This is a genomic window from Pseudomonas extremorientalis, assembly GCF_001870465.1.
Classification (GTDB): Bacteria; Pseudomonadota; Gammaproteobacteria; order Pseudomonadales; family Pseudomonadaceae; genus Aquipseudomonas; species Aquipseudomonas extremorientalis.
Map to the genome: position 1 here is coordinate 551,290 of NZ_MDGK01000015.1, position 20,176 is coordinate 571,465.

The window sequence follows — 20,176 nt, forward strand, 5'->3', positions numbered from 1 at the left end:
AAGAGCTTACTGTAGCCGGACACTGAGCTTCGGACCAGATATTCTAAGCACTCTCAACGCTTGCCCGGAGTAAACCATGACCTACGCTGTAGCCTTTGATGCCGAACTCGATGCCAGCGGCCTCAATTGCCCGCTGCCTTTGCTCAAGGCCAAGCTGGAACTCAACCGTCTGAGCAGTGGCGCAGTGCTCAAGGTGATCGCTACGGACGCCGGCTCCCAGCGTGATTTCCGTACGTTTGCCAAGCTGGCCGGCCACACGCTGTTGCATGAAGAAGACGCCGCCGGTGTGTACCGTTACTGGTTGCGCAAGGCCTGAATCGTTTGCCCTATCACCCGAGGTTGATTGATGTTCAAAGTGTTACGAGACTGGATCCAGCGCTACTTCTCCGATGAGGAGGCGGTGGTGCTGGCGGTCCTGCTGTTTCTGGCCTTTACGGCCGTACTCACCTTGGGCGGCATGCTGGCGCCGGTATTGGCGGGGATGGTGCTGGCTTACCTGATGCAGGGCCTGGTCACTACGCTGGAGCGCCTGCACCTGCCGGGTGGGGCGGCGGTAGGGCTGGTGTTCGCCTTGTTCATGAGCTTGTTGGTGCTGTTTATCGTGGTGGTATTGCCGTTGCTATGGCATCAGTTGATCACCCTGTTCAATGAACTGCCCGGCATGCTCGCCAAGTGGCAGTCGCTGTTGCTGTTGTTGCCGGAGCGCTACCCGCATTTGGTGTCGGACGAACAGGTGCTGCAAGCCATCGAAGTGGCGCGCGGCGAGATCGGAAAGTTCGGGCAATGGGCGCTGACCTTTTCCCTGTCCAGCCTGCCGCTGCTGGTCAACATCATGATCTACCTGGTGCTGGTGCCGATCCTGGTGTTCTTCTTCCTCAAGGACCGCGCCATGATCGGTCGCTGGGTGCGAGGCTACCTGCCGCGCGAGCGCGCGCTGATCACCCGGGTGGCGGAGGAAATGAACCGGCAGATCGCCAACTACATTCGCGGCAAGGTCATCGAGATCATTATCTGCGGGGGCGTGACCTACATCGCCTTCATCGCCCTGGACCTGAACTACGCAGCCTTGTTGGCCTTGCTGGTGGGGGTTTCGGTGGTGGTGCCCTACGTTGGCGCCGTGGTGGTGACGGTGCCAGTGACCTTGATCGCCTTGTTCCAGTGGGGCTGGAGCGACCAGTTCATCTACCTGATGGCGGTTTACGGGATCATCCAGACCCTGGATGGCAATGTGCTGGTGCCGCTGTTGTTCTCAGAGGCAGTCAACCTGCACCCGGTGGCGATCATCTGCGCGGTGCTGTTGTTCGGTGGGTTATGGGGATTCTGGGGCGTGTTTTTTGCGATCCCGCTGGCAACGCTGTTCAAGGCGGTGCTGGACGCGTGGCCGCGGCAGGAGCCTGTCGTGGCGCCGCTTCTGTAGTGAGCGGGACAAGCCCGCTCATACAACAGTCTGCTGCGTCTCAGGCTTTGTTCAAGGCCTGCGCCGCCGCCAGCACGGCATCCACATGCCCCGGCACCTTCACACCACGCCATTCCTGGCGCAGCACGCCATCCTTGTCGATCAGGAAGGTGCTGCGATCCACGCCGAGGTATTCCTTGCCGTACAGCTTCTTCAACTTGATCACATCAAACAGCTGGCAAACCGCTTCATCCTTGTCACTGATCAGCTCGAAGGGAAACTCCTGCTTGCCCTTGAAGTTCTCGTGGGACTTCACGCTGTCACGCGACACACCAAACACCTCGGTGTTGGCCGCCTTGAACGCTGCGTACTGATCACGAAAGCCCTGGCCTTCGGTGGTGCAGCCCGGCGTGCTGTCCTTCGGGTAGAAGTAGATCACCACTTGCCTGCCCTTGAGGGCGGCGAGGCTGAAGGTCTGGCCACTGGTGGCCTGGGCTTCGAAATCGGCTACGGGTTTGTCGATGACTACCGCCATGAAAACTTCCTTACATTGGGTTCTGTGGGCGCCATGGCTCGATCAAGGCATCGAGGTTCAAGGCATCGGCGAAATCCAGGAACTGGTCGCGCAACCAGCTGATCTGCACGCCGGCCGGCAGGGTCACGGTAAACGTGGCGTTCAGCATGGTGCCGCCGGTTTGCGGGGCCTGGTAGGTGTCGCAGGTCAGGTTTTCCAGCTCAACGTTGTGGTCGATGAAGAACTGGCACAGCTCATTGACGATGTCCGAGCGGTAGGCGGAGCTGACGTAAGCCACATACGGCAGGGCCTGGGGACGATTCTCCAGGGCTGCGCTGCGCACCACGTTGACGGTGAAGTCATGCTTCTTGGCCAGGCCTGGCAGGCCGGTCTCCAGGCGCGCCAGGGCATCCCAGGTGCCGGAGATCTGCAGGACCAGCGCGCTGCACTCGCCGTGGCGGGTCAGGCGGGAGGTCACGACGGCGCAGCGGTTTTCATGGCTGGCGCGGCACAGGACGTTGGTCAGCTCCATGGGGTTGGCGCCGAGGGCACTGATAACAAGGAATTGTTCGCGAACTGTGGGGGTGGACATGCAGCCTTCCTAAAACGATGAGCGGTCGATACCGTGTGGGCTGTATCGATCAAAGGATGAAGGGTAGCGAAAACCGTCGCCAAGGGATAGGAGGTGGCGTTTTCATTGCGTGATCGGTCCGATTTCAGCGTGCTTCAGGGCATGCTTTCGCCCAATGATGGCATTGCCCGTCGTTTAGTTGCGCCAGAACGCATCCTCAGGCGGTACTTCGCTTGTGCAAGCATCTTGGCGCCAGTACCATTACGGCTCTCTTTTTCCGGCAGGAGCGGTTGCATGATTGCGGGCAGTATGGTGGCACTGGTCACACCCATGGATGCACAAGGTCATCTCGACTGGGACAGCCTGGGCAAACTGGTGGACTTCCACCTGCAAGAAGGCACCAATGCCATCGTGGCGGTCGGCACCACCGGTGAATCGGCCACCCTCGACGTGGAAGAACATATCCAGGTCATCGAATTCGTGGTCAAGCGTGTTGCCGGCCGTATTGCCGTGATCGCCGGTACGGGCGCCAACTCGACGCGTGAAGCCATCGAGCTGACCAAAAACGCCAAGAAGGCCGGCGCCGACGCCTGCCTGCTGGTGACCCCGTACTACAACAAGCCGACCCAGGAAGGCCTGTACCAGCATTTCCGCACCATTGCCGAAGCGGTCGACATCCCGCAGATCCTCTATAACGTACCGGGTCGTACCGCGTGCGACATGAAGGCCGAGACCGTGATCCGCCTGTCCACCGTGCCGAACATCATCGGTATCAAGGAAGCCACCGGTGACCTGCAGCGCGCCAAGGACATCCTGGCCGGCGTGAGCAGCGATTTCCTGGTGTATTCCGGTGACGACGCCACCGCTGTCGAGCTGATCCTGCTGGGCGGCAAGGGCAACATCTCCGTGACCGCCAACGTGGCCCCCCGTGCCATGAGCGAAATGTGTGCCGCCGCCATTGCAGGCGACGCCGTGACCGCCCGCGCGATCCACGAGAAGCTGATGCCGCTCAACAAGACACTGTTTATCGAATCCAACCCTATTCCCGTGAAATGGGCACTGACTGAAATGGGCATGATGCCGGACGGTATCCGTCTGCCGCTCACCCGTCTCAGCGAAGCCTGTCACGAACCGCTGCGACAGGCCCTGCGCCAGTCCGGCGTCCTGGTTTAATTGAGGAAGCACTACGCATGAAGCGATTGGCCGGACTTTCCGCACTTGCCTTGATTATCTCCAGCACCAGTGGCTGCGGTTGGATCTGGGGCCCGGAAGGCTACTTCCGTGACCGCGGCAGCGATTACCTGGAAGCACAACCCACCAAACCGATGGAATTGCCGCCGGGCGTCAACGTCGCCAAGCGCCTTGACCCGTTGCTGCCGATCCCGCGCAACGTCGCCGACGACACCACCAAGGGTGAGTACGTGGTGCCGCGTCCACAGCCGATCTCGGCGGTGGCGGATGCCAGCGACTACAGTCTGCAGAAGAGCGGCGACTCGCGCTGGATCGTGGCACAACGCCCACCTGCCGAAGTCTGGCCGGTGGCCGTGCAGTTCTTCCAGGACAACGGTTTCCGCCTGGACGAGCAGCGCCCGCAGACCGGTGAGTTCACCACCGCATGGCAGCAGGGCAGCGAGCTGTCCGCCACCATGGCCAAGCGCTTGCAGGCCGGTGGCGTAGCCGCTGACAGCGAAGCCCGCGTGCGTGTGCGCATCGAACCAGGCGTACAGCGCAATACCAGTGAAGTCTACGTGGTCAGCGCCGAGCGCCCGGCCGGCAGCACCGCCAACGTTGACTTCACCAACCGCTCGGTTAACACCGGCGTCGACTCGGCGCTGGTCGACGAGATGCTGGCCAGCATGAGCCGTATCTCCGAGAAGGGTGGTTCGGTTTCCCTGCTCGCCGCCCGTGATTACGACACCCCGAGCCGCGTCAGCCTCACCGAAGACGGCAGCGGCAACGTGGTGCTGAACCTGGGTGAAGACCTCGACCGTGCCTGGGCCAGTGTTGGCCGCGCGTTGGAGCAGGGCCCTTGGCGCGTTGAAGACATCAACCGCAGCCTGGGCCTGTACTACATCAACGTGGCGGAAAAGGCCGAGCGTAAAGACGACGAGCCTGGTTTCTTCGGCAAACTGTTCGGCAGCAAGCCGACCAAGGAAGAGATCGAGACCCGCGCCGAGCGTTACCAGGTTCGTTTGAGCAAGGTGGGCGACAGCGTGCAGGTCACCGTCGAGAAGAACATCAATACCGTTGCGCCAGCTGAAACAGCGCGCAAAGTGTTGGGCGTGATTCAGGACAACCTGGGCTGATCCGATGCGTTTTGCCGTTCTCGGCAGCGGTAGCCAAGGGAACGGCACGCTGGTCGCACATGACGACACGTATGTGCTGGTGGATTGTGGTTTCTCGTTAAAAGAAACCGAGCGGCGCCTGCTGCGCCTGGGGGTTCACCCCGCGCAGCTGAGCGCGATTCTGGTAACCCACGAACATGCCGACCACGTGCATGGCGTGGGTTTGCTGTCTCGGCGCTACAATCTCCCGGTGTACCTCAGTCGCGGCACCTTGCGCGGGATGCGCAAACCCATTGAACCCGCAGGTTTCCTGGCCGGTGGCGAGCAGTTGCAAATCGGCGCCTTGAGCATCGATGTGATTGCCGTGGCGCATGATGCCCAGGAGCCGACGCAGTATGTCTTCAGTGACGGTGAGCGGCGCTTCGGCGTACTGACCGACCTGGGCTCCTACTGCGCCAAGGTGCTGGACGGCTACCGGAACCTCGATGCCTTGATGATCGAGTCCAACCATTGCCGAGACCTGCTGGCCCGTGGTCATTACCCCTACTTCCTCAAGCAGCGGGTGGGCGGCGAACTGGGACATTTGAACAACCACCAGGCGGCGTACCTGGTGTATGAGTTGGGCTGGCAAGACTTGCAACACCTGGTCCTGGCCCACCTGAGCAGCAAGAACAACCTGCCGCAGCTGGCCCGGCAATGTTTTGTCGACACCCTCGGGTGCGACCCGGACTGGCTGCAACTGGCCGATCAAGATTCAGGGCTCGACTGGCGACACATCGCCTAGCCCACCATTTAGCAAGCGGAGCCCATCATGGAAAAACGTGAAGAACTCTACCGCGGCAAAGCCAAGTCGGTGTACAAGACCGACGACGCCAACCGCCTGATCCTGCTGTTTCGCAACGACACCTCGGCGTTCGACGGCAAACGCATCGAACAACTTGATCGCAAAGGCATGGTGAACAACAAGTTCAACGCCTTCATCATGCAGAAGCTCGAAGCGGCCGGCATCCCGACCCAATTCGACAAACTGCTGGGCGACAACGAGTGCCTGGTCAAGAAGCTCGACATGATCCCGGTTGAATGCGTCGTGCGTAACTACGCCGCCGGCAGCCTGGTCAAGCGCCTGGGCGTGGAAGAGGGCCTCAAGCTCAATCCGTACACTTTCGAACTGTTCCTGAAGGACGACGCCAAGGGCGACCCGTTCATCAACGAATCCCACGTCGTGGCATTCGGCTGGGGTACCGCTGAGCAACTGGCGCGCATGAAGGAGCTGTCCCTCAAGGTCAACGACGTGCTGAGAAAGCTGTTCGACGACGCCGGCCTGCTGCTGGTGGACTTCAAGCTCGAGTTCGGCGTGTTCCACGACGGCTCCATCGTCCTGGGCGACGAATTCAGTCCGGACGGCTGCCGCCTGTGGGACAAGGACACCAAAAAGAAGATGGACAAAGACCGCTTCCGCCAGGGCCTCGGTGACGTGATCGAAGCCTACGAAGAAGTCGCCAATCGTCTCGGCGTACCGCTTTAATCGACGCAAGCATCTGATAGCACGGAAAAAAATCGCTTCGGCGCTTTGCATCCACGAATCATGCTGTTATGATGCGCGCCGTTGGAGAGATGCCAGAGTGGCCGAATGGGACGGATTCGAAATCCGTTGTACCTTCACCGGTACCTAGGGTTCGAATCCCTATCTCTCCGCCATTACATAGAAAAAGCCCCGTAGCCGAATAAGCTACGGGGTTTTTTCGTTTTGGAATGTAATCGTTCCTTCTCTGTGGCCAGCAAGCCTTCAAGCTTGACCCTACTTCTTACCCTTGGGCTTTGACGGCGGCTTTTTATCCGTCTCCTTCACCGTCTCCCTAGGCCTCTTCTTTGCCTCAGCCTCTGTCACGTACTCCCCTGTGACCGCATCACGATACCTAGCTGGCATATAACCTCCTTGGCAGTCTGTCGCCACGGCAGCGACTTTTTCAGGCTAGCCCAGGGGCCTGGGGGCACAAGATTCATTGTGCGAATTCTCATTACCAGGCTTTTCCATCGCTGTGACGGGCGTTGCGACACTTTGAAAATAAAAAAGCCTGCTGGGCTTAAGGCTCAGCAAGCTTTTTGGGTGGGCACTCTTCGCTCAGGCGGGTTGGGCCGCCAGGCTATTGCTTACATTCCGCCCCAGCACCAGCACAGTCATAAAACCGACGCCGACCAGGGCCGTGGCCAGGCTCAACAACACCGAGCTGCCCATCTGGTCGACGATCCGCCCGCCAAAGAACGAACCCAGGGCAATGATCACTTGAAACAAGGCGACGAACAGCGGCATGCCGCGTTCGACATCCTTGGGCGCGACCACGAACATCCAGATACTTGCACAGGCCGGGAAGGCGCCGAAGGCAAAGCCCCACAGGCCGATCAGCATCGCTGCGCCGGTCATGCCGGTGGCGAAGTAAGGGAAAAGGGCGGTGCTGGTGCCGATCATCAGTGCAACCAGCATCAAGGTGTGGCGTACGCTGCGGTTGGCAGCAAAACCGGCAAAAATATTACCGAATACCCCAGCCACGCCAAAGAGCAGCAACAGTGAACCAATCGTTGGGCCGTCGAAACCGGAGCTGTATTTAAAGAACGGTGCGACATAGGTGTACGCAGCAAAGTGCGCCAGGCCGATCAGCAATACCGCGATCAACCCGACCCGAGCCCGTGGGTTGATGAACAAGGCGGGCAGGTCACGAACGAGAATGGCTTTCTCCGGGTCCAGCCGGGGCAGCAGGAGGACCTGCGCCAACAGCACCGGTATGCCCACCAGCGCGGTGACCAGGAACGTCATGCGCCAGCCCATCAGGCCACTGAGCCAAGTGCCGACGGGCACGCCCAGTACGGTGGCCAGGGTCACGCCCATCATGATGATCGAGGTCGCCTTGGCGACGTCCACACCCTTGGGTGCCAGGCGGCCGCTGAGGGCGATGGCCGTCGCCCAGAAACCGCCGATACTGATGCCCAGCAAGACGCGGCCGAACAGCAGCAGGCTGAAGTCACTGGCGAACGCCACGACCATGTTGGCGATGATCATGATCAGCGTCAGGCCGATCAGCAGGTAGCGGCGGTCCATGGCGCCAATGATCACCGACAGCAATGGGGCGGCGAGGGCGGCCATGATGCCGGGCAGGGTCACCATCAGGCCGGCGTGGCCGGCACTGATGCCGAGGTCGGCAGCGACGTCGTTGAGCACGCCCACCGGGAGAAACTCACTGGTGACCAGGGCGAAGGCACCGACGGCGACCGAGAGAATCGCCAGCCACTGCTGTTTGACGCTCTGTTGATTATGTTCGGGGAGGCCGCTGGGGGCCTGGCTGGCACTTGGCATGGTGTTGGGTTCCAGGGTGAACGACGCCTGCAGTCAGGCGAGGGGGAGGGGATCTGGAGGCGATTATAGGAATTAGTGTTGAAAATCGGGCAGGCGCTCGTTTCGATAGTAATCATCAGTGCTATCGATGCGACGCTCTGGCACGCACTGCATGACGAGGCAGCAGTCCGTGCGCAGGTGGGGCGTTGGTCGTACGGGGGAGGAAAGAGTGAAAGGCGTGCCGCGAACGCGGTTCATGGCACGCCGTAGGCTGCACTAATGCGTACTGGGTTCTTCCTCAACGCGAATGTTGAATGCCTCCAGCACACCGTCGCTTCTTCTTCTCAGCTCGTAGGTCACGGTTTGCCCTTCGTGTTCCAACACCCGATCCCTGCCGCCTTCCGCCAGCAGACAGGTCCCCGCCCTGTAGGTGTCCCGGTCTATCGGCGCCTAGCCCTACTCCCCTACGCCCTGTCTGATCTTTTCCAGCAACTCATCGATGTGAAAGGGCTTGGTGATCAGGTGCATGCGTTCGCCCAGGAAGTTCTGGCGGTTGGCCGCATTCTCGGCGTAGCCGGTCATGAACAGGATCGGCAGGTTGGGGTTCAGGGCTCGCGCGTGGTCGGCCAGCTCCCGGCCAGTCATGTACGGCAAGCCGACATCCGTCAGCAGCAGGTCGATGCCCGCATTGGCTTTCAGGATGACGATGGCTTCGTCACCATCGGCCGCCAGGCTGCAGCGGTAGCCGGCATCCGTCAGTACCTCGGCGACAAAACTGCGGACCGAGGGCATGTCTTCAACAATCAGTATGTGTTCGCCCATGCTGTTGCCCGGCACCGCCACGGTTTTGGTGGCAAAGGTGGCGGGGCCGTCGGCGGCGGGGAGCATGAGGGTCACCTCGGTGCCCTGGCGGGTCACGCTGCGGATCTGCGCATCACCGCCGGACTGGCGGGCAAAGCCATAGATGGTCGACAGACCCAGGCCGGTGCCCTGGCCGACGGGTTTGGTGGTGAAGAAGGGGTCGAACACCTTGTCGATCACGCTGTGCTCGATGCCCACACCGTTGTCCCGTACCGACAGTGCAACGTACGGGCCATCTTCCAGCTTGAGGTTGCCGTTGGAGTACGACGGGTAAGTCGTCACCCAGATAATCCCGCCCTGGGGCAGTGCATCCCGCGCGTTGATCACCAGGTTCAGTACCGCACTTTCCAGTTGGATCGGGTCCACCATCGCCACGGCGGGGTTGGTGGTCAGCTCCAGTTTCAAGGCAATGTGTTCGCCGATGGTGCGCACCAGCAACTCTTCCAGCGAGCGGATATGTGCGTTGATATCGGTCGGCCGGGTGTCCAGCGGCTGCTGGCGGGCGAAGGCGAGCAGACGGTTGGTCAGGCCGGCGGCGCTCAGGGCTGAACTGAGCGCCGCGTCGGCATAACCGAGTACCTTGTCGGTGCGCTGGCTTTCGATGCGCTTCTTGATCAGTTCAAGGCTGGTGATGATGCCCGTCAGCAGGTTGTTGAAGTCGTGGGCGATACCGCCGGTGAGCTTGCCCAGGGCATCCATTTTCTGGGCCTGGAGCAGTTGCGCTTCCGTACGTGCCAACTGGGTGGCGGCGTTGGCCAGCTCGGCCTGTTGGTGGCGTTCACGATGGCGGTGTTCGGTTACGTCCTCGACAAACACCAGGCTCAGCTCGGCGCGGTCATAGGGCGAAATCTGCCATTCGGTTTCGCGCAGTTGCCCATCGACCTTCATCTGCAGCGTGCCCTTCCAGCGTTCACCCGCCGCGAGGCGCAGGCACAGCTCCTGGATGACGCTGTATTGATCGCTGGCGAAGCATTCGAGCAGGGCGTCCGGGTTGAGGTTGTCGTGGATCAGTTGGGCGAAGGCGTGGTTGCACTCGTGAACCTTCAACTGCGCGTCCATCACCGCAATCGGTGCGCTGATATTGAAGAAGATTTCCCGGAAGCGCGCCTCGCTTTCGCGCAGTGCGTATTCGGTGTCGCGTACCCGCAGCAAGGTGCGCAGGGTCGCCAGGAGCACCTCGGGGTCTACCGGGTGGATCAGGTAGGCATCGGCGCCTGCGTCCAGGCCGGTGATGATGTCGCCGGTCTCGATGGACGCCGCCGAAACGTGCACCACCGGCAGCAAGGCTGTGGCCGGGTTGGCACGCAAACCACGCACGATGTCGAAGCCGCTCATGTCCGGCAGGTTGACGTCCAGGATCAGTGCGTCGATCTTGCCCCTCGCGATCAGGTCGAGCCCTTCCTGGCCCGTGCCGGCTTCCAGTACCAGGTAATGATGGCGCTCCAGGCGTCGGCGCAGGGCATAGCGCGTGGCAGCGTTGTCGTCGACGATCAGCAGTTGTATGTCACGTTTCATCGACGGTCTCGCTGGCGATGGAAAAGGGAATGACCACAAAAAACAGCGAGCCCACACCGGGTGTGCTTTCCACGCCCACCCGGCCACCGAGCAGTTCGGCGAAACGCTTGCACAAGGACAGGCCCAGGCCGGTGCCGCGCAGGCGCTTTTGCAACGGCGAATCGATCTGGGAAAAGTCTTCGAACAGATTGCTGTGCAATTCACCCGGTATACCCAGGCCGGTGTCCTGCACCGCAAAGCGTATCTCGTGTTCATTCTCCATGCGCGCCGACACCCGCACTTCGCCCTGCGCGGTGAACTTCAGCGCGTTGGAGATAAAGTTGCGCAGGATCTGCGCCAGTTTCTTGTCATCGGTGTAGAGCTTGGGCAAGCCGGAGGGCTCTTCGAAGATCAGGTCCACCGAGGACGCATCGACAATCGGCCGGAACATGCCGCGCAACGCCGAGAACAGGTCGAACATATCGAACCAGGCCGGGGAAATGCTGATACGTCCGGCCTCGATCTTCGCCAGGTCCAACAGGTCATCGACCATCTCGCGCAGTTCGCGGGCCGAGTTGCGAATGAAGCCGACCTGGGTGTGCTGTTCCTCGCTCAACGGGCCATCCAGCTCATCGGCCAGCAGGCTGGTGATGCTCAGGATCGAGCCCAGCGGCGTGCGGAACTCATGGCTCATGTAGGACAGGAAGCGGCTCTTGAGGTCCGACGCCTGGCGCAGTTGGTCGGCCTGGGTGTCCAGTTCGGCATACAGCGCCAGCACGCCCTGGTTGGTTTCGTCCAGCTCGGAACGCAGGGCGTCCGCCTCCAGGCGAAGGCGTTGGATTTCAGCGGCGAGCGCGGCAGGGGTGTCAGCCATCAATGGCCTCCAGGGCAATCACGAAGACCGTGACGTCATCCCGGCCGCGACAGAAGTCACGGTGCAGGACGGCGGCGATCAGGGCAGGGTGGCGGTGGACGAGCCCGGGGTAGTCCGACAGGTTCCAGCGTGACTGCAGGCCGTCGCTGTAGAGGATCAGCAACTGGCCGCCCACTTGAGCGTAGTCGAAGGCATGTGCCTTGCGAAACTGCACGCCGACGATCCCTGGATGGGAGGCCAGGCCACGGGATTTTTCCGGCCCGATCAGGCTGGCGCCAATATTGCCCACGCCGGTAAACCTCAGGTTATCGGCCTCGGCATCGTATTGGGCCACGGCGAGGGCGCCACCGCGGGTGCCGTTCATGGCAATGTGCAGGTCGTTCATCAGCACCGTCGAATCCAGGAAGGCATTCTGGGCGAATACCCCTTCACCTGCCCGGGCGGCTTGCTCGGCATATTCGCCATGGCCCAGTCCATCGGCCACCATCACACTGAAACCACCGGCTTCGATTGCCAGGTGCCAGGCATCGCCGCAATGCGGATCATCATGCAGTGAGTGCTGGCTGACCCCGTAGCGAATGTCCTTTGCCACTGAGCCGCGTGGATACAGCCTGGCCAGAATCGCCGTTCCGCGTGGATTGGCGTAGGCATCGAATACCTGGGCCAGGCGCGAAATCGCACCCAGACCAATGCCTTGGGTGCCCCCGGTAGAGTAACCGTCCACCAGGCAGCTGTTCAGGTCGAAGCCTTGGCCACGGTCGATGGCGACCAGTTCGAGGCCACCATTACCGGTGGTGCGCAGGTGCAGTTGGCCATGTTCGGCATGCTTGAGGACATTGCTGGCCAGTTCGGTGGCCACCAGGGCTACGCGCCCGGCATCGGTGTCGTCGAAGCCCAACTGCTCGGCGAGTTGCTGCGCCGTGCGGCGGGCGTGGCCGACCTGGCTGGTGTCTTCAATCAGCAGCACATGGGTCAAGGCACTGGGAATGTTCAGGCCCATCGGGTGATCGTCACGCGGGTGCCCTGGCCTGGCGCGGTCTCCAGTTCAAATTCATCCACCAGGCGCTTGGCCCCGGTGAGCCCCAGGCCCAGGCCGCTGCCGGAGGTCCAGCCGTCGGTCATTGCCAGTTTCAGGTCGGGAATGCCCGGGCCTTCATCGCGAAAGGTCAGGCGCAGGCCGGGGCGGTGGTCTTTTTCGACCACCGCCCAGTCCATGTAGCCACCCTTGCCATAGACCACTGTGTTGCGCGCCAACTCGCTGACCGCCGTGACCAGCTTGGTCAGGTCGATCAGGCGCATGCCGCAGTCCTGGGCCAGTTTGCGTACGAGTTGTCGAGCCAGCACGACGTCCTGTTCGATCAGCACCGGGTGGGTGCCATTGCTGGCTTGGGTCATGAGTGTTCTACCCGGTCGCGCAGCAGTTTCATGCCGCGCTCGACATTCAACGCCGTCGCCACGCCAGGCAGGGTCATGCCCAGTTCCACCAGCGTAATGGCTACGGCGGGCTGCATGCCTACCAAGACGGTCTGCGCGTCCATGATGCGCGACAGGCCGGAGATCGTGCCGATCATGCGTCCGATGAACGAGTCGACCATGTCCAGCGCCGAGATATCGATCAGCACACCGCGGGCGGAGGTACGGCTGATGCGTTCGGACAGGTCGTCCTGCAGGGTCAGCGCGAGTTGGTCGTGCATGTCCACCTGGATGGTCACGAGCAGGAACTCGCCCATCTGCAAAATAGGGATGCGTTCCATGCTTAAACGGCCTTGGTGACGGTGACGCCTAAGCGTTTGAGGGAGAGTGCCAGCGCATCGGCCAGGTTGGCCTTGGTGACCACGCCTTGCAGGTCGAGACCCAGGTGCACGATGGTCTGCGCGATTTGCGGGCGTACGCCACTGATGATGCAGTCGGCACCCATCAAGCGGATGGCCGTGACGGTTTTGAGCAGGTGCTGGGCGACCAGGGTGTCGACGGTCGGTACGCCGGTAATGTCGATGATCGCGATTTCCGCGCCGGTGTCGACGATGCGTTGCAGCAGCGATTCCATCACCACCTGGGTGCGTTGCGAATCCAGGGTGCCGATCATCGGCAGGGCCAGGACGCCTTCCCACAACTTCACCACCGGCGTGGACAGCTCCAGCAACTCTTCCTGTTGGCGCTTGATCACCGACTCGCGGGATTTCTGGAAGGTGCGGATGGTGTGCATGCCCAGGGCGTCGAGCAGCTCGGAGACTGTCAGCAGTTGTTCGGCCAATTGTGCCGGCTGGTCGGCATATTCACGCTGCAACAGCGTGAACAGCGGGCCCTTGAGGGCAAAAATGAAGCTGGCAGTCTGCTGGGAGTCCTGGCCGGCGAGGGCGCGGCTGTGGGAGAGCTTTTCCAGGAATTGGCGGGTTTGTGCCCAGTTTTCATGATCGGTGCGCTGCGAACCGCCATTTTGCAGGGCTTCAGTCAGCAGAGCCAGGAACTCGGCGGTCTGTGTTTGCACGTCGTCAGGCTTGATATTGCGCGTGGCCCCCGAGGCTTCGAGACTGGCTTTCCATTGATCAAGGAGAGTGCTGCGATTAGCTTGCAGGGCCTGGATTGTGTTCGTTTGCAGAGTTGCCACGGTAACCTCCTTGAATGCCATTGATGCGGTGCGCGCAATCTATACTAAATTGAGCTGTTTGGAATTGTTTCAAGCGGATTCGTTCAGGGGGACCGTCACCTTAAAAAGTGCCCTGGGGGACTATAGTTTGGGCCTTTTGTTTAGCCAGTGAAGCGGGTCATTTAACGGCCTGCCGGTCACCCACATATGGCGACGCTGCGACTCGCGTACGATAATGCCCGCCACTTCGACCACATTGGCCCTCCCGTGATCATCAACTTCGACCTCAATGACCTCCAGGCCTTCCGCGCCGTGGTAGACAAGGGCAGTTTCCGTGGCGCCGCCGAGGCCATCCGCATCTCGCAACCGGCCCTCAGCCGGCGCATCGAAAAGCTCGAAACCGCCCTTGATGTGAAGCTGTTCGAACGCACCACCCGGCGGGTCAGCCTGACCATGGTTGGCCGTACGTTTTTGCCACAAGTCGAACGCATGCTTGACGACCTCGACGTGGCGCTGATGGGCATCAGCAACGTCGCGTCCACGCGCATGGGCAATGTCACTGTCGCCTGCGTGCCGTCCACCGCGTACTACTTCATGCCCCACGTGATCTCCGAATTCCGCAAGCTGTATCCGAAGATCCGCTTGCGGGTGCTGGATACCAGTGCCGGCGAGGTGTGCAGTGCGGTGGAGAGTGGCGAAGCGGATTTCGGCTTGAGTTTCAGCGGCAGCCTGGCCGAGGAAGTGGAATTCGAACTGTTGTTGCAGGAGCGCTACGTGCTGGCCTGTCGCCGCGATCACCCGCTGGCCCAGCGCGACAGCGTGAGCTGGGCCGAAGCCTGCGAACATGATTACATCACCCTGGACAAGACCTCCGGCAACCGCCTCCTGCTTGACCAGGCCTTGCGCGGCATACGGGTGAAAAAGCCGAGTGTCTGCGAGACGCACCACGTGACTACCATGATCGGCCTGGTGGAGGCGGGATTGGGCGTGGCGATGGTGCCATCGATTGCGATGCCGGCCCTGGAGCACACGGTCCTGGTCAGCGTGCCCCTGGTGGAGCCGCAGGTGATGCGCAACGTGGGCTTGATAAAACGCCGCGGGCGGACATTGCCGCCAGCGGCGCTGGAGTTGGAGCGGTTATTGCGGGAGATGCCGTTTCGCTCAGCGTGACACCGAGTCCAGGCCGGTGGATTGCACCACCGGTTGCGCCTGGGGTGAGGCCAGGAATTGCAACAACGCCTTGGCCTGCTCCGGGTGTTGCGCGTTGACTGGAATGCCGGCGGCAAAGCGCGTCACCGATTGCACATCTTCCGGGATCTTGCCGACGAAGGTCACACCTGGCACCGGCAACAATTCCGCCACCTGTTGCAGGCCGACTTCGTAGTCACCCTTGGCCACCTGTTCGGCCACCGGCTGGCGTTCGATCATGGTGCCTTTGGCGGGCATGCCGAGCTTCTTGAACAACTCTTTCTCGACGTATACACCGCTGGCGCTGTCCGAATAGGCGACCGACTTGGCTTTGCTCAGGGTGGCTTTCAATTCGGCATCGGTGCCGATGGCCGGTTTGACGGCGCCGGCTTTTACCACCAGGCCGATGCGCGAGTCTGCCAGTTCCACGCGGGAGGCCGGGTCGACCTTGCCCTGCTTGATCAAATCATCCAGGGCGTAGCCGACCATGATCACCACGTCAGCGGGTTCGCCTCGGGCCAGGCGGTTGGGAATCGCTTCCGGCGCCTTGCCCATCGACGGGCCGAGGATAGTGTCGAGGGTATCGCCGCTTTGCTTGGCATATTGCGGGCCAAGCAGTTTATAGGCGGCAGTGAAGCCACCCGATGTCATTACCTTCAACTGCTCGGCCTGGGCCGACAATGCCAGTGCGCCCATGGCCAGGGCCGTCAGGGTCTTGAGCAAAGCCTTCATTGTGCGGCCCCCTGCATCACTTGCCCACGGGCGTTGGCACGACGATACAGCGCGAGGGTCGAGCACAGCGCGCATGCTGCGGCGAACATCATCCAGTAGGCCGGCGAGGCCTTGTCTTCCGTGATGTGGATGAACCAGGTGGAGATCGCCGGGGTGAAACCGCCGAAGATCGCGGTGGCCAGGCTATAGGCCAGGGAGAAGCCCGCCACGCGCACTTCCACCGGCATGATTTCGGTGAGGGCCGGGATCATCGCGCCGTTGTACATGCCATAGAGGAAGGAGAACCACAGCAGGGTTTCCAGCATATGGGCGAAGCTTGGCGCGTTCACCACGTAGGACAGCGCTGGGTAAGCCGTGAGAACGGTCAGTACGGTCATCGCGATCAGCACAGGCTTGCGACCGAAACGATCGCTCAAGGTGCCGCCGATCGGCAGCCAGACAAAGTTCGAAACGGCTACCAGCAAGGTCACCAGCAGCGCATCGGACGTGCTCAATTGCAGCACGGTCTTGCCGAAAGTCGGCGCATACACGGTGATCAGGTAGAACGCGGTAGTGGTCATGGCTACCATCAGCATGCCGCCGATGACCACGGTCCAGTTTTTCACCAGGGTCGCCATCACTTCACGCATGGTCGGGCGATGTTTGCGGTTGGCGAACTCTTCGGTTTCCTGCAGGTTGCGGCGCAGGATGAAAATGAACGGGATGATCACACAGCCGAGGGCGAACGGAATGCGCCAGCCCCAATCGGCCACCACGGCCGGCTCCATCCACACGTTCAGGCCATAACCCAGTGCGGCGGCGACCACGATGGAGATCTGCTGGCTGCCGGATTGCCAGCTGGTGTAGAAGCCTTTGCGGCCTGGCGTGGCCATTTCGGACAGGTACACCGACACACCGCCCAGTTCCGCACCGGCCGAGAAGCCTTGCAGTAAACGACCGAGCAGCACCAGCAGCGGTGCCCACAAGCCAATGGTGTGATAGCCGGGCACCAGCACGATCAGCAGGGTGCCGCTGGCCATGATCGACAAGGTCACGATCAGCCCTTTGCGGCGACCGACGTCATCGATATAGGCACCCAAGATGACCGCGCCCAAAGGACGCATCAGAAACCCTGCGCCGAATACGGCGAAGGTCATCATTAATGACGCAAACTCATTAGCGGCAGGGAAGAAGGCGGCAGCGATGTAGGTGGCGTAGAAACCGAACAGAAAAAAGTCGAACTGTTCGAGGAAGTTGCCCGAAGTAACGCGAAATACCGCCCCCACTTTCGAACGGGTAGAGTCGGGCCGGGTAGGGCTAGTCATGGTTTTATGTCTCCAGCGTTCTTTTTGAATGTGCTTGTTTCGCTTAAGACCTGGAATAGTGGCTGACACATTTAGAAATGTTAAGTGACAATTTTGGATAGATTGATGTTCATTGGCTATCAATCGGTAATGCAGTCGGAAATGCGTTCGCTGTCTATCCTGAAGATGTGACCAATTCTTACGGATGGGAGGTGGCAATGACGGATCAACAGAAACGGCGGGACGAGCCGGAACGTGAGCAGCCCCAGCGGCGGGAGGAAGAAAAACCGCAGACCTGGAAACATCCCGATGATGGCACCGAGCTTTCAGAGCGGGATCAGGAGCGTCCGCTAAAACCCTGATATCAGGTTAAATGCGCTGCAACTGTGGGAGTGGGCAAGCCCACTCCCACAGTTGTATGTGCAACTCTCAAAACTAGGAAACTATTTGACATATTTGATTTGTGATCACATATTGAGGCCATAAGAACGACAACACAGGTTTTGCCTCATGACAGATGGTCCGCTCCTCCTGCCCACCCTGCGCCAGGTGTCCCGCGATACCTTGCAAGACCAGGTCTACCGCCAGATCCGCGAAGCGCTGATGAGTGGCCGTTTCCAGCCTGGCCAGAAACTCACCATCCGCGGCCTTGCCGAAGCCCTCGGTTCCAGCCCGATGCCGGTGCGCGAAGCCCTGCAACGCCTCAGTGCCGAAAACGCCTTTGAAGTCACCGAGACCTCTCGTCTGCGGGTGCGCTTGATGACGGTCGAACGCCTGCGTGAAATTCGTGATGCACGTGTCGCCCTCGAAGGGCTGCTGGCGGAAAAAGCCGTGCTGCGCCTGCAAAAGGCCGACCTCGACGAAATCACCGACCTCTGCCAGCAAATGCAGCACGCCGCCGACGAAGTCGACGTGTCGCGCTACCTGTGGACCAACTTTGCGTTTCACCGGCGCATCTACGCCGTGGCCCAGGCCGAGTTGACCATGGCCGCCGTGGAAAACTTCTGGCTGCACATGGGCCCGTGCTTTGCGCTGGTCGCCCCGGATAAAGCTCACCTGCAACGCTCGATGGAGGCGCACACGCGCATTGTCGAAGCCCTGGCGGCCCGCGATGGCGCCGGTGCACGCGCAGCGGTGACCGATGACATCATGCAGGCCGCCGATTCCCTGGCGCGCCTGCTCGTCAAGAACGACCGTTCGCGGTCGTCTGCTTCAGGAGGTAAACGTGCATGAGTGTCTTACAGCGGCTGCAGCCCTATCCTGGGTTACGTGTGTTGATTTCCGGCGGGGCTGCCGGCATTGGTGAAGTGCTGGCGGCGGCGTATCTGGAAGCCGGTGCCCAGGTGCATGTGTGTGACGTCAGCGAGCCGGCCCTGGCCGCGTTTCGCGACAAGTACCCGGGCACCGTCGCCACCCGCGCCGACGTCAGCGATGCCGTGCAGATCGAGGCGGTATTCAAGGTGCAGCGCGAGCACTTCGGCGGTCTCGATGTGCTGGTCAACAACGCCGGGATCGCCGGGCCTACCGGCGGCATCGATGCGATCAGCGACGCCGAGTGGCAGGCCACCATCAACATCAATCTCACCGCGCAATACCGCTTTGCCCACCATGCGGTGCCGATGCTCAAGGCGTCGTCCCACGGCCACCTGCTGCATATCGCCTCGGTGGCGGGACGCCTGGGCTACGCGTGGCGCACGCCGTACGCGGCGACCAAATGGGCGATTGTCGGCCTGATGAAATCCCTGGCCTCGGAGCTGGGCGAGAGCGATATCCGCGTCAACGCCTTGCTGCCCGGCATTGTCGAAGGCCCGCGCATGGACGGCGTGATCCGTGCCCGTGCCGAGCAGGTCGGCGTGCCCGAAGCCGAGATGCGCCAGGAATACCTCAACAAAATTTCCCTCAAACGCATGGTCACCGCCGAAGACGTGGCCGCCATGGCGTTGTTCCTCTGTTCGCCCGCCGCACGCAACGTGACCGGCCAGGCGATCAGCGTCGACGGTAACGTCGAGTACCTGTAAGCCACGCAAGAACATAGCGCGCTGCACCCAGGATTTTTTTCATAAGAATAAAAGTCGGAGAGTCGTCATGCCCAAAAATCGTCCTGTCATCATCACCTGCGCCGTTACCGGTGCGATTCATACGCCGTCGATGTCGCCGCATTTGCCGATCACTGCGCAGGAAATCGCCGACGCCGCCATCGGTGCCGCCGAAGCCGGCGCCGCGATTGTCCACCTGCATGCCCGCGATCCCAACGATGGCCGCCCAAGCCAGGACCCGGCGTTGTTCGCTGAATTCCTGCCGCAGATCAAGGCCGCCAGCGACGTGGTAATCAACATCACCACCGGCGGCGCGCCGACCATGGGCGTGGAAGAACGCCTGCAACCGGTGATGCAGTTCAAGCCGGAACTGGCCTCGCTGAACATGGGCTCGATGAACTTCGGCCTGTATGAAATGCTCAACCGCTTCACCGACTTCAAGCACGACTGGGAGCGGCCGTACCTGGAAGAAAGTGACGACCGGATCTTCCGCAACACCTTCCGTGACATCACCCATATCCTCAATTCCTGTGCCGAGAACCGCACGCGGTTCGAGATCGAGTGCTACGACATCGGCCACCTGTACACCGCCGCGCATTTCCTGGAACGCGGCCTGCTCAAGCCGCCGTTGTTTATCCAGTCAGTGTTCGGCTTGCGTGGCGGTATCGGTGGGCACCCCGAAGACCTGGCGCACATGCGGCGTACTGCCGACCGCTTGTTTGGCGACGACTATGTGTGGTCGATCCTCGGCGCCGGGCGTGGGCAGATTCCGCTGGCGACCATGGGCCTGTCCATGGGCAGCAATGCGCGTGTTGGTCTGGAGGATTCGCTGTGGGACGGCCCGGGCAAATTGGCCGCGTCCAACGCCGACCAGGTGCGACGTATCCGTACGGTGATCGAGGCGCTCGGCCATCGCGTCGCCACGCCGGATGAAGCGCGGGAAATCCTCGGGCTCAAGGGGCGCGATCAGGTCAATTTCTAACCCAACCAACTGCCGCGTCACGGCGCGGCCTGCATCCCGCACAAC

At 61.2% G+C, this 20,176-nt stretch carries 22 protein-coding genes and 1 tRNA gene; 12 read left to right on the forward strand and 11 right to left on the reverse strand.

What is annotated here, in order from left to right:
* Positions 1-76 precede the first annotated feature (76 nt).
* Together BFN10_RS06295 and BFN10_RS06300 are read left to right on the forward strand one after the other, a co-directional pair.
* Complete coding sequence (locus BFN10_RS06295) at positions 77-316, forward strand: sulfurtransferase TusA family protein (protein ID WP_071488939.1); 240 nt, start codon at positions 77-79, stop codon at positions 314-316.
* A 30-nt stretch (positions 317-346) separates the two neighbouring features.
* On the forward strand, positions 347-1,417 hold the full coding sequence (locus BFN10_RS06300; RefSeq protein ID WP_071488940.1) for an AI-2E family transporter: 1,071 nt from the start codon (positions 347-349) through the stop codon (positions 1,415-1,417).
* 40 nt (positions 1,418-1,457) lie between these two features.
* On the opposite strand, the gene BFN10_RS06305 is transcribed toward BFN10_RS06300, so the two are convergent.
* A complete protein-coding gene (locus tag BFN10_RS06305; RefSeq protein WP_071488941.1) occupies positions 1,458-1,931 on the reverse strand; it encodes a peroxiredoxin in 474 nt (157 codons plus the stop codon).
* Positions 1,932-1,941: 10 nt separating this feature from the next.
* The gene (locus BFN10_RS06310) at positions 1,942-2,502 is read right to left on the reverse strand and encodes a glycine cleavage system transcriptional repressor (protein WP_003172487.1); all 561 of its coding nucleotides are present in this window, start codon (positions 2,500-2,502) and stop codon (positions 1,942-1,944) included.
* A gap of 273 nt (positions 2,503-2,775) precedes the next feature.
* Between BFN10_RS06310 and dapA the strand changes: the two genes are divergently transcribed.
* The 5 genes from dapA to BFN10_RS06335 all read left to right on the forward strand — a co-directional run bounded on the left by dapA (position 2,776) and on the right by BFN10_RS06335 (position 6,464).
* Positions 2,776-3,654 (forward strand): 4-hydroxy-tetrahydrodipicolinate synthase, encoded by an 879-nt coding sequence (gene dapA / locus BFN10_RS06315; RefSeq protein ID WP_071488942.1) that lies wholly within the window; start codon positions 2,776-2,778, stop codon positions 3,652-3,654.
* A 17-nt stretch (positions 3,655-3,671) separates the two neighbouring features.
* Positions 3,672-4,787 (forward strand): outer membrane protein assembly factor BamC, encoded by a 1,116-nt coding sequence (gene bamC, locus BFN10_RS06320; protein ID WP_058425138.1) that lies wholly within the window; start codon positions 3,672-3,674, stop codon positions 4,785-4,787.
* A gap of 4 nt (positions 4,788-4,791) precedes the next feature.
* A complete protein-coding gene (locus BFN10_RS06325) occupies positions 4,792-5,550 on the forward strand; it encodes an MBL fold metallo-hydrolase (protein WP_012722776.1) in 759 nt (252 codons plus the stop codon).
* A 27-nt stretch (positions 5,551-5,577) separates the two neighbouring features.
* A complete protein-coding gene (gene purC / locus BFN10_RS06330) occupies positions 5,578-6,291 on the forward strand; it encodes a phosphoribosylaminoimidazolesuccinocarboxamide synthase (protein WP_071488943.1) in 714 nt (237 codons plus the stop codon).
* An 83-nt stretch (positions 6,292-6,374) separates the two neighbouring features.
* Positions 6,375-6,464 (forward strand) — tRNA-Ser (locus BFN10_RS06335).
* A 424-nt stretch (positions 6,465-6,888) separates the two neighbouring features.
* On the opposite strand, the gene BFN10_RS06345 is transcribed toward BFN10_RS06335, so the two are convergent.
* From BFN10_RS06345 to BFN10_RS06375, 7 genes are all read right to left on the reverse strand, one after another.
* Positions 6,889-8,115 (reverse strand): MFS transporter, encoded by a 1,227-nt coding sequence (locus BFN10_RS06345; protein ID WP_071488945.1) that lies wholly within the window; start codon positions 8,113-8,115, stop codon positions 6,889-6,891.
* A 435-nt stretch (positions 8,116-8,550) separates the two neighbouring features.
* Positions 8,551-10,470, reverse strand: coding sequence for a response regulator (locus BFN10_RS06350; protein WP_071488946.1), 1,920 nt, complete (start codon positions 10,468-10,470; stop codon positions 8,551-8,553).
* Positions 10,460-11,323: a sensor histidine kinase gene (locus BFN10_RS06355; RefSeq protein ID WP_071488947.1), complete on the reverse strand. Its 864-nt coding sequence runs from the start codon at positions 11,321-11,323 to the stop codon at positions 10,460-10,462. The genes BFN10_RS06350 and BFN10_RS06355 overlap by 11 nt, the downstream gene beginning before the upstream one ends.
* A complete protein-coding gene (locus BFN10_RS06360) occupies positions 11,316-12,323 on the reverse strand; it encodes an ATP-binding protein (protein WP_083351550.1) in 1,008 nt (335 codons plus the stop codon). The genes BFN10_RS06355 and BFN10_RS06360 overlap by 8 nt, the downstream gene beginning before the upstream one ends.
* Positions 12,314-12,718 (reverse strand): ATP-binding protein, encoded by a 405-nt coding sequence (locus tag BFN10_RS06365; RefSeq protein WP_071488948.1) that lies wholly within the window; start codon positions 12,716-12,718, stop codon positions 12,314-12,316. The genes BFN10_RS06360 and BFN10_RS06365 overlap by 10 nt, the downstream gene beginning before the upstream one ends.
* Positions 12,715-13,077, reverse strand: a complete 363-nt coding sequence (locus BFN10_RS06370; RefSeq protein WP_017254285.1) for an STAS domain-containing protein — start codon at positions 13,075-13,077, stop codon at positions 12,715-12,717. The genes BFN10_RS06365 and BFN10_RS06370 overlap by 4 nt, the downstream gene beginning before the upstream one ends.
* A gap of 2 nt (positions 13,078-13,079) precedes the next feature.
* Positions 13,080-13,931 (reverse strand): STAS domain-containing protein, encoded by an 852-nt coding sequence (locus BFN10_RS06375; RefSeq protein WP_071488949.1) that lies wholly within the window; start codon positions 13,929-13,931, stop codon positions 13,080-13,082.
* Positions 13,932-14,177: 246 nt separating this feature from the next.
* On the opposite strand from BFN10_RS06375, the gene BFN10_RS06380 reads away from it, so the two are divergent.
* Entirely contained in the window at positions 14,178-15,080 is a 903-nt protein-coding gene (locus BFN10_RS06380) for a LysR family transcriptional regulator (RefSeq protein ID WP_071489105.1), read from the forward strand.
* On the opposite strand, the gene BFN10_RS06385 is transcribed toward BFN10_RS06380, so the two are convergent.
* Both BFN10_RS06385 and tcuC read right to left on the reverse strand, forming a co-directional pair.
* On the reverse strand, positions 15,072-15,830 hold the full coding sequence (locus BFN10_RS06385; protein ID WP_071488950.1) for a substrate-binding domain-containing protein: 759 nt from the start codon (positions 15,828-15,830) through the stop codon (positions 15,072-15,074). The genes BFN10_RS06380 and BFN10_RS06385 overlap by 9 nt on opposite strands.
* On the reverse strand, positions 15,827-17,134 hold the full coding sequence (gene tcuC / locus BFN10_RS06390) for an MFS transporter (protein WP_071488951.1): 1,308 nt from the start codon (positions 17,132-17,134) through the stop codon (positions 15,827-15,829). Before tcuC ends, BFN10_RS06385 begins: the two co-directional genes overlap by 4 nt.
* A gap of 197 nt (positions 17,135-17,331) precedes the next feature.
* On the opposite strand from tcuC, the gene BFN10_RS29410 reads away from it, so the two are divergent.
* The 4 genes from BFN10_RS29410 to kce all read left to right on the forward strand — a co-directional run bounded on the left by BFN10_RS29410 (position 17,332) and on the right by kce (position 20,131).
* On the forward strand, positions 17,332-17,475 hold the full coding sequence (locus tag BFN10_RS29410) for a hypothetical protein (protein ID WP_165447906.1): 144 nt from the start codon (positions 17,332-17,334) through the stop codon (positions 17,473-17,475).
* A gap of 148 nt (positions 17,476-17,623) precedes the next feature.
* On the forward strand, positions 17,624-18,346 hold the full coding sequence (locus tag BFN10_RS06395) for a GntR family transcriptional regulator (protein ID WP_058425125.1): 723 nt from the start codon (positions 17,624-17,626) through the stop codon (positions 18,344-18,346).
* On the forward strand, positions 18,343-19,131 hold the full coding sequence (locus BFN10_RS06400; protein WP_071488952.1) for an SDR family oxidoreductase: 789 nt from the start codon (positions 18,343-18,345) through the stop codon (positions 19,129-19,131). Before BFN10_RS06395 ends, BFN10_RS06400 begins: the two co-directional genes overlap by 4 nt.
* 67 nt (positions 19,132-19,198) lie before the next feature.
* Entirely contained in the window at positions 19,199-20,131 is a 933-nt protein-coding gene (gene kce / locus BFN10_RS06405; protein ID WP_071488953.1) for a 3,5-dioxohexanoate:acetyl-CoA acetone transferase, read from the forward strand.
* The last annotated feature ends 45 nt before the right edge of the window (positions 20,132-20,176 follow it).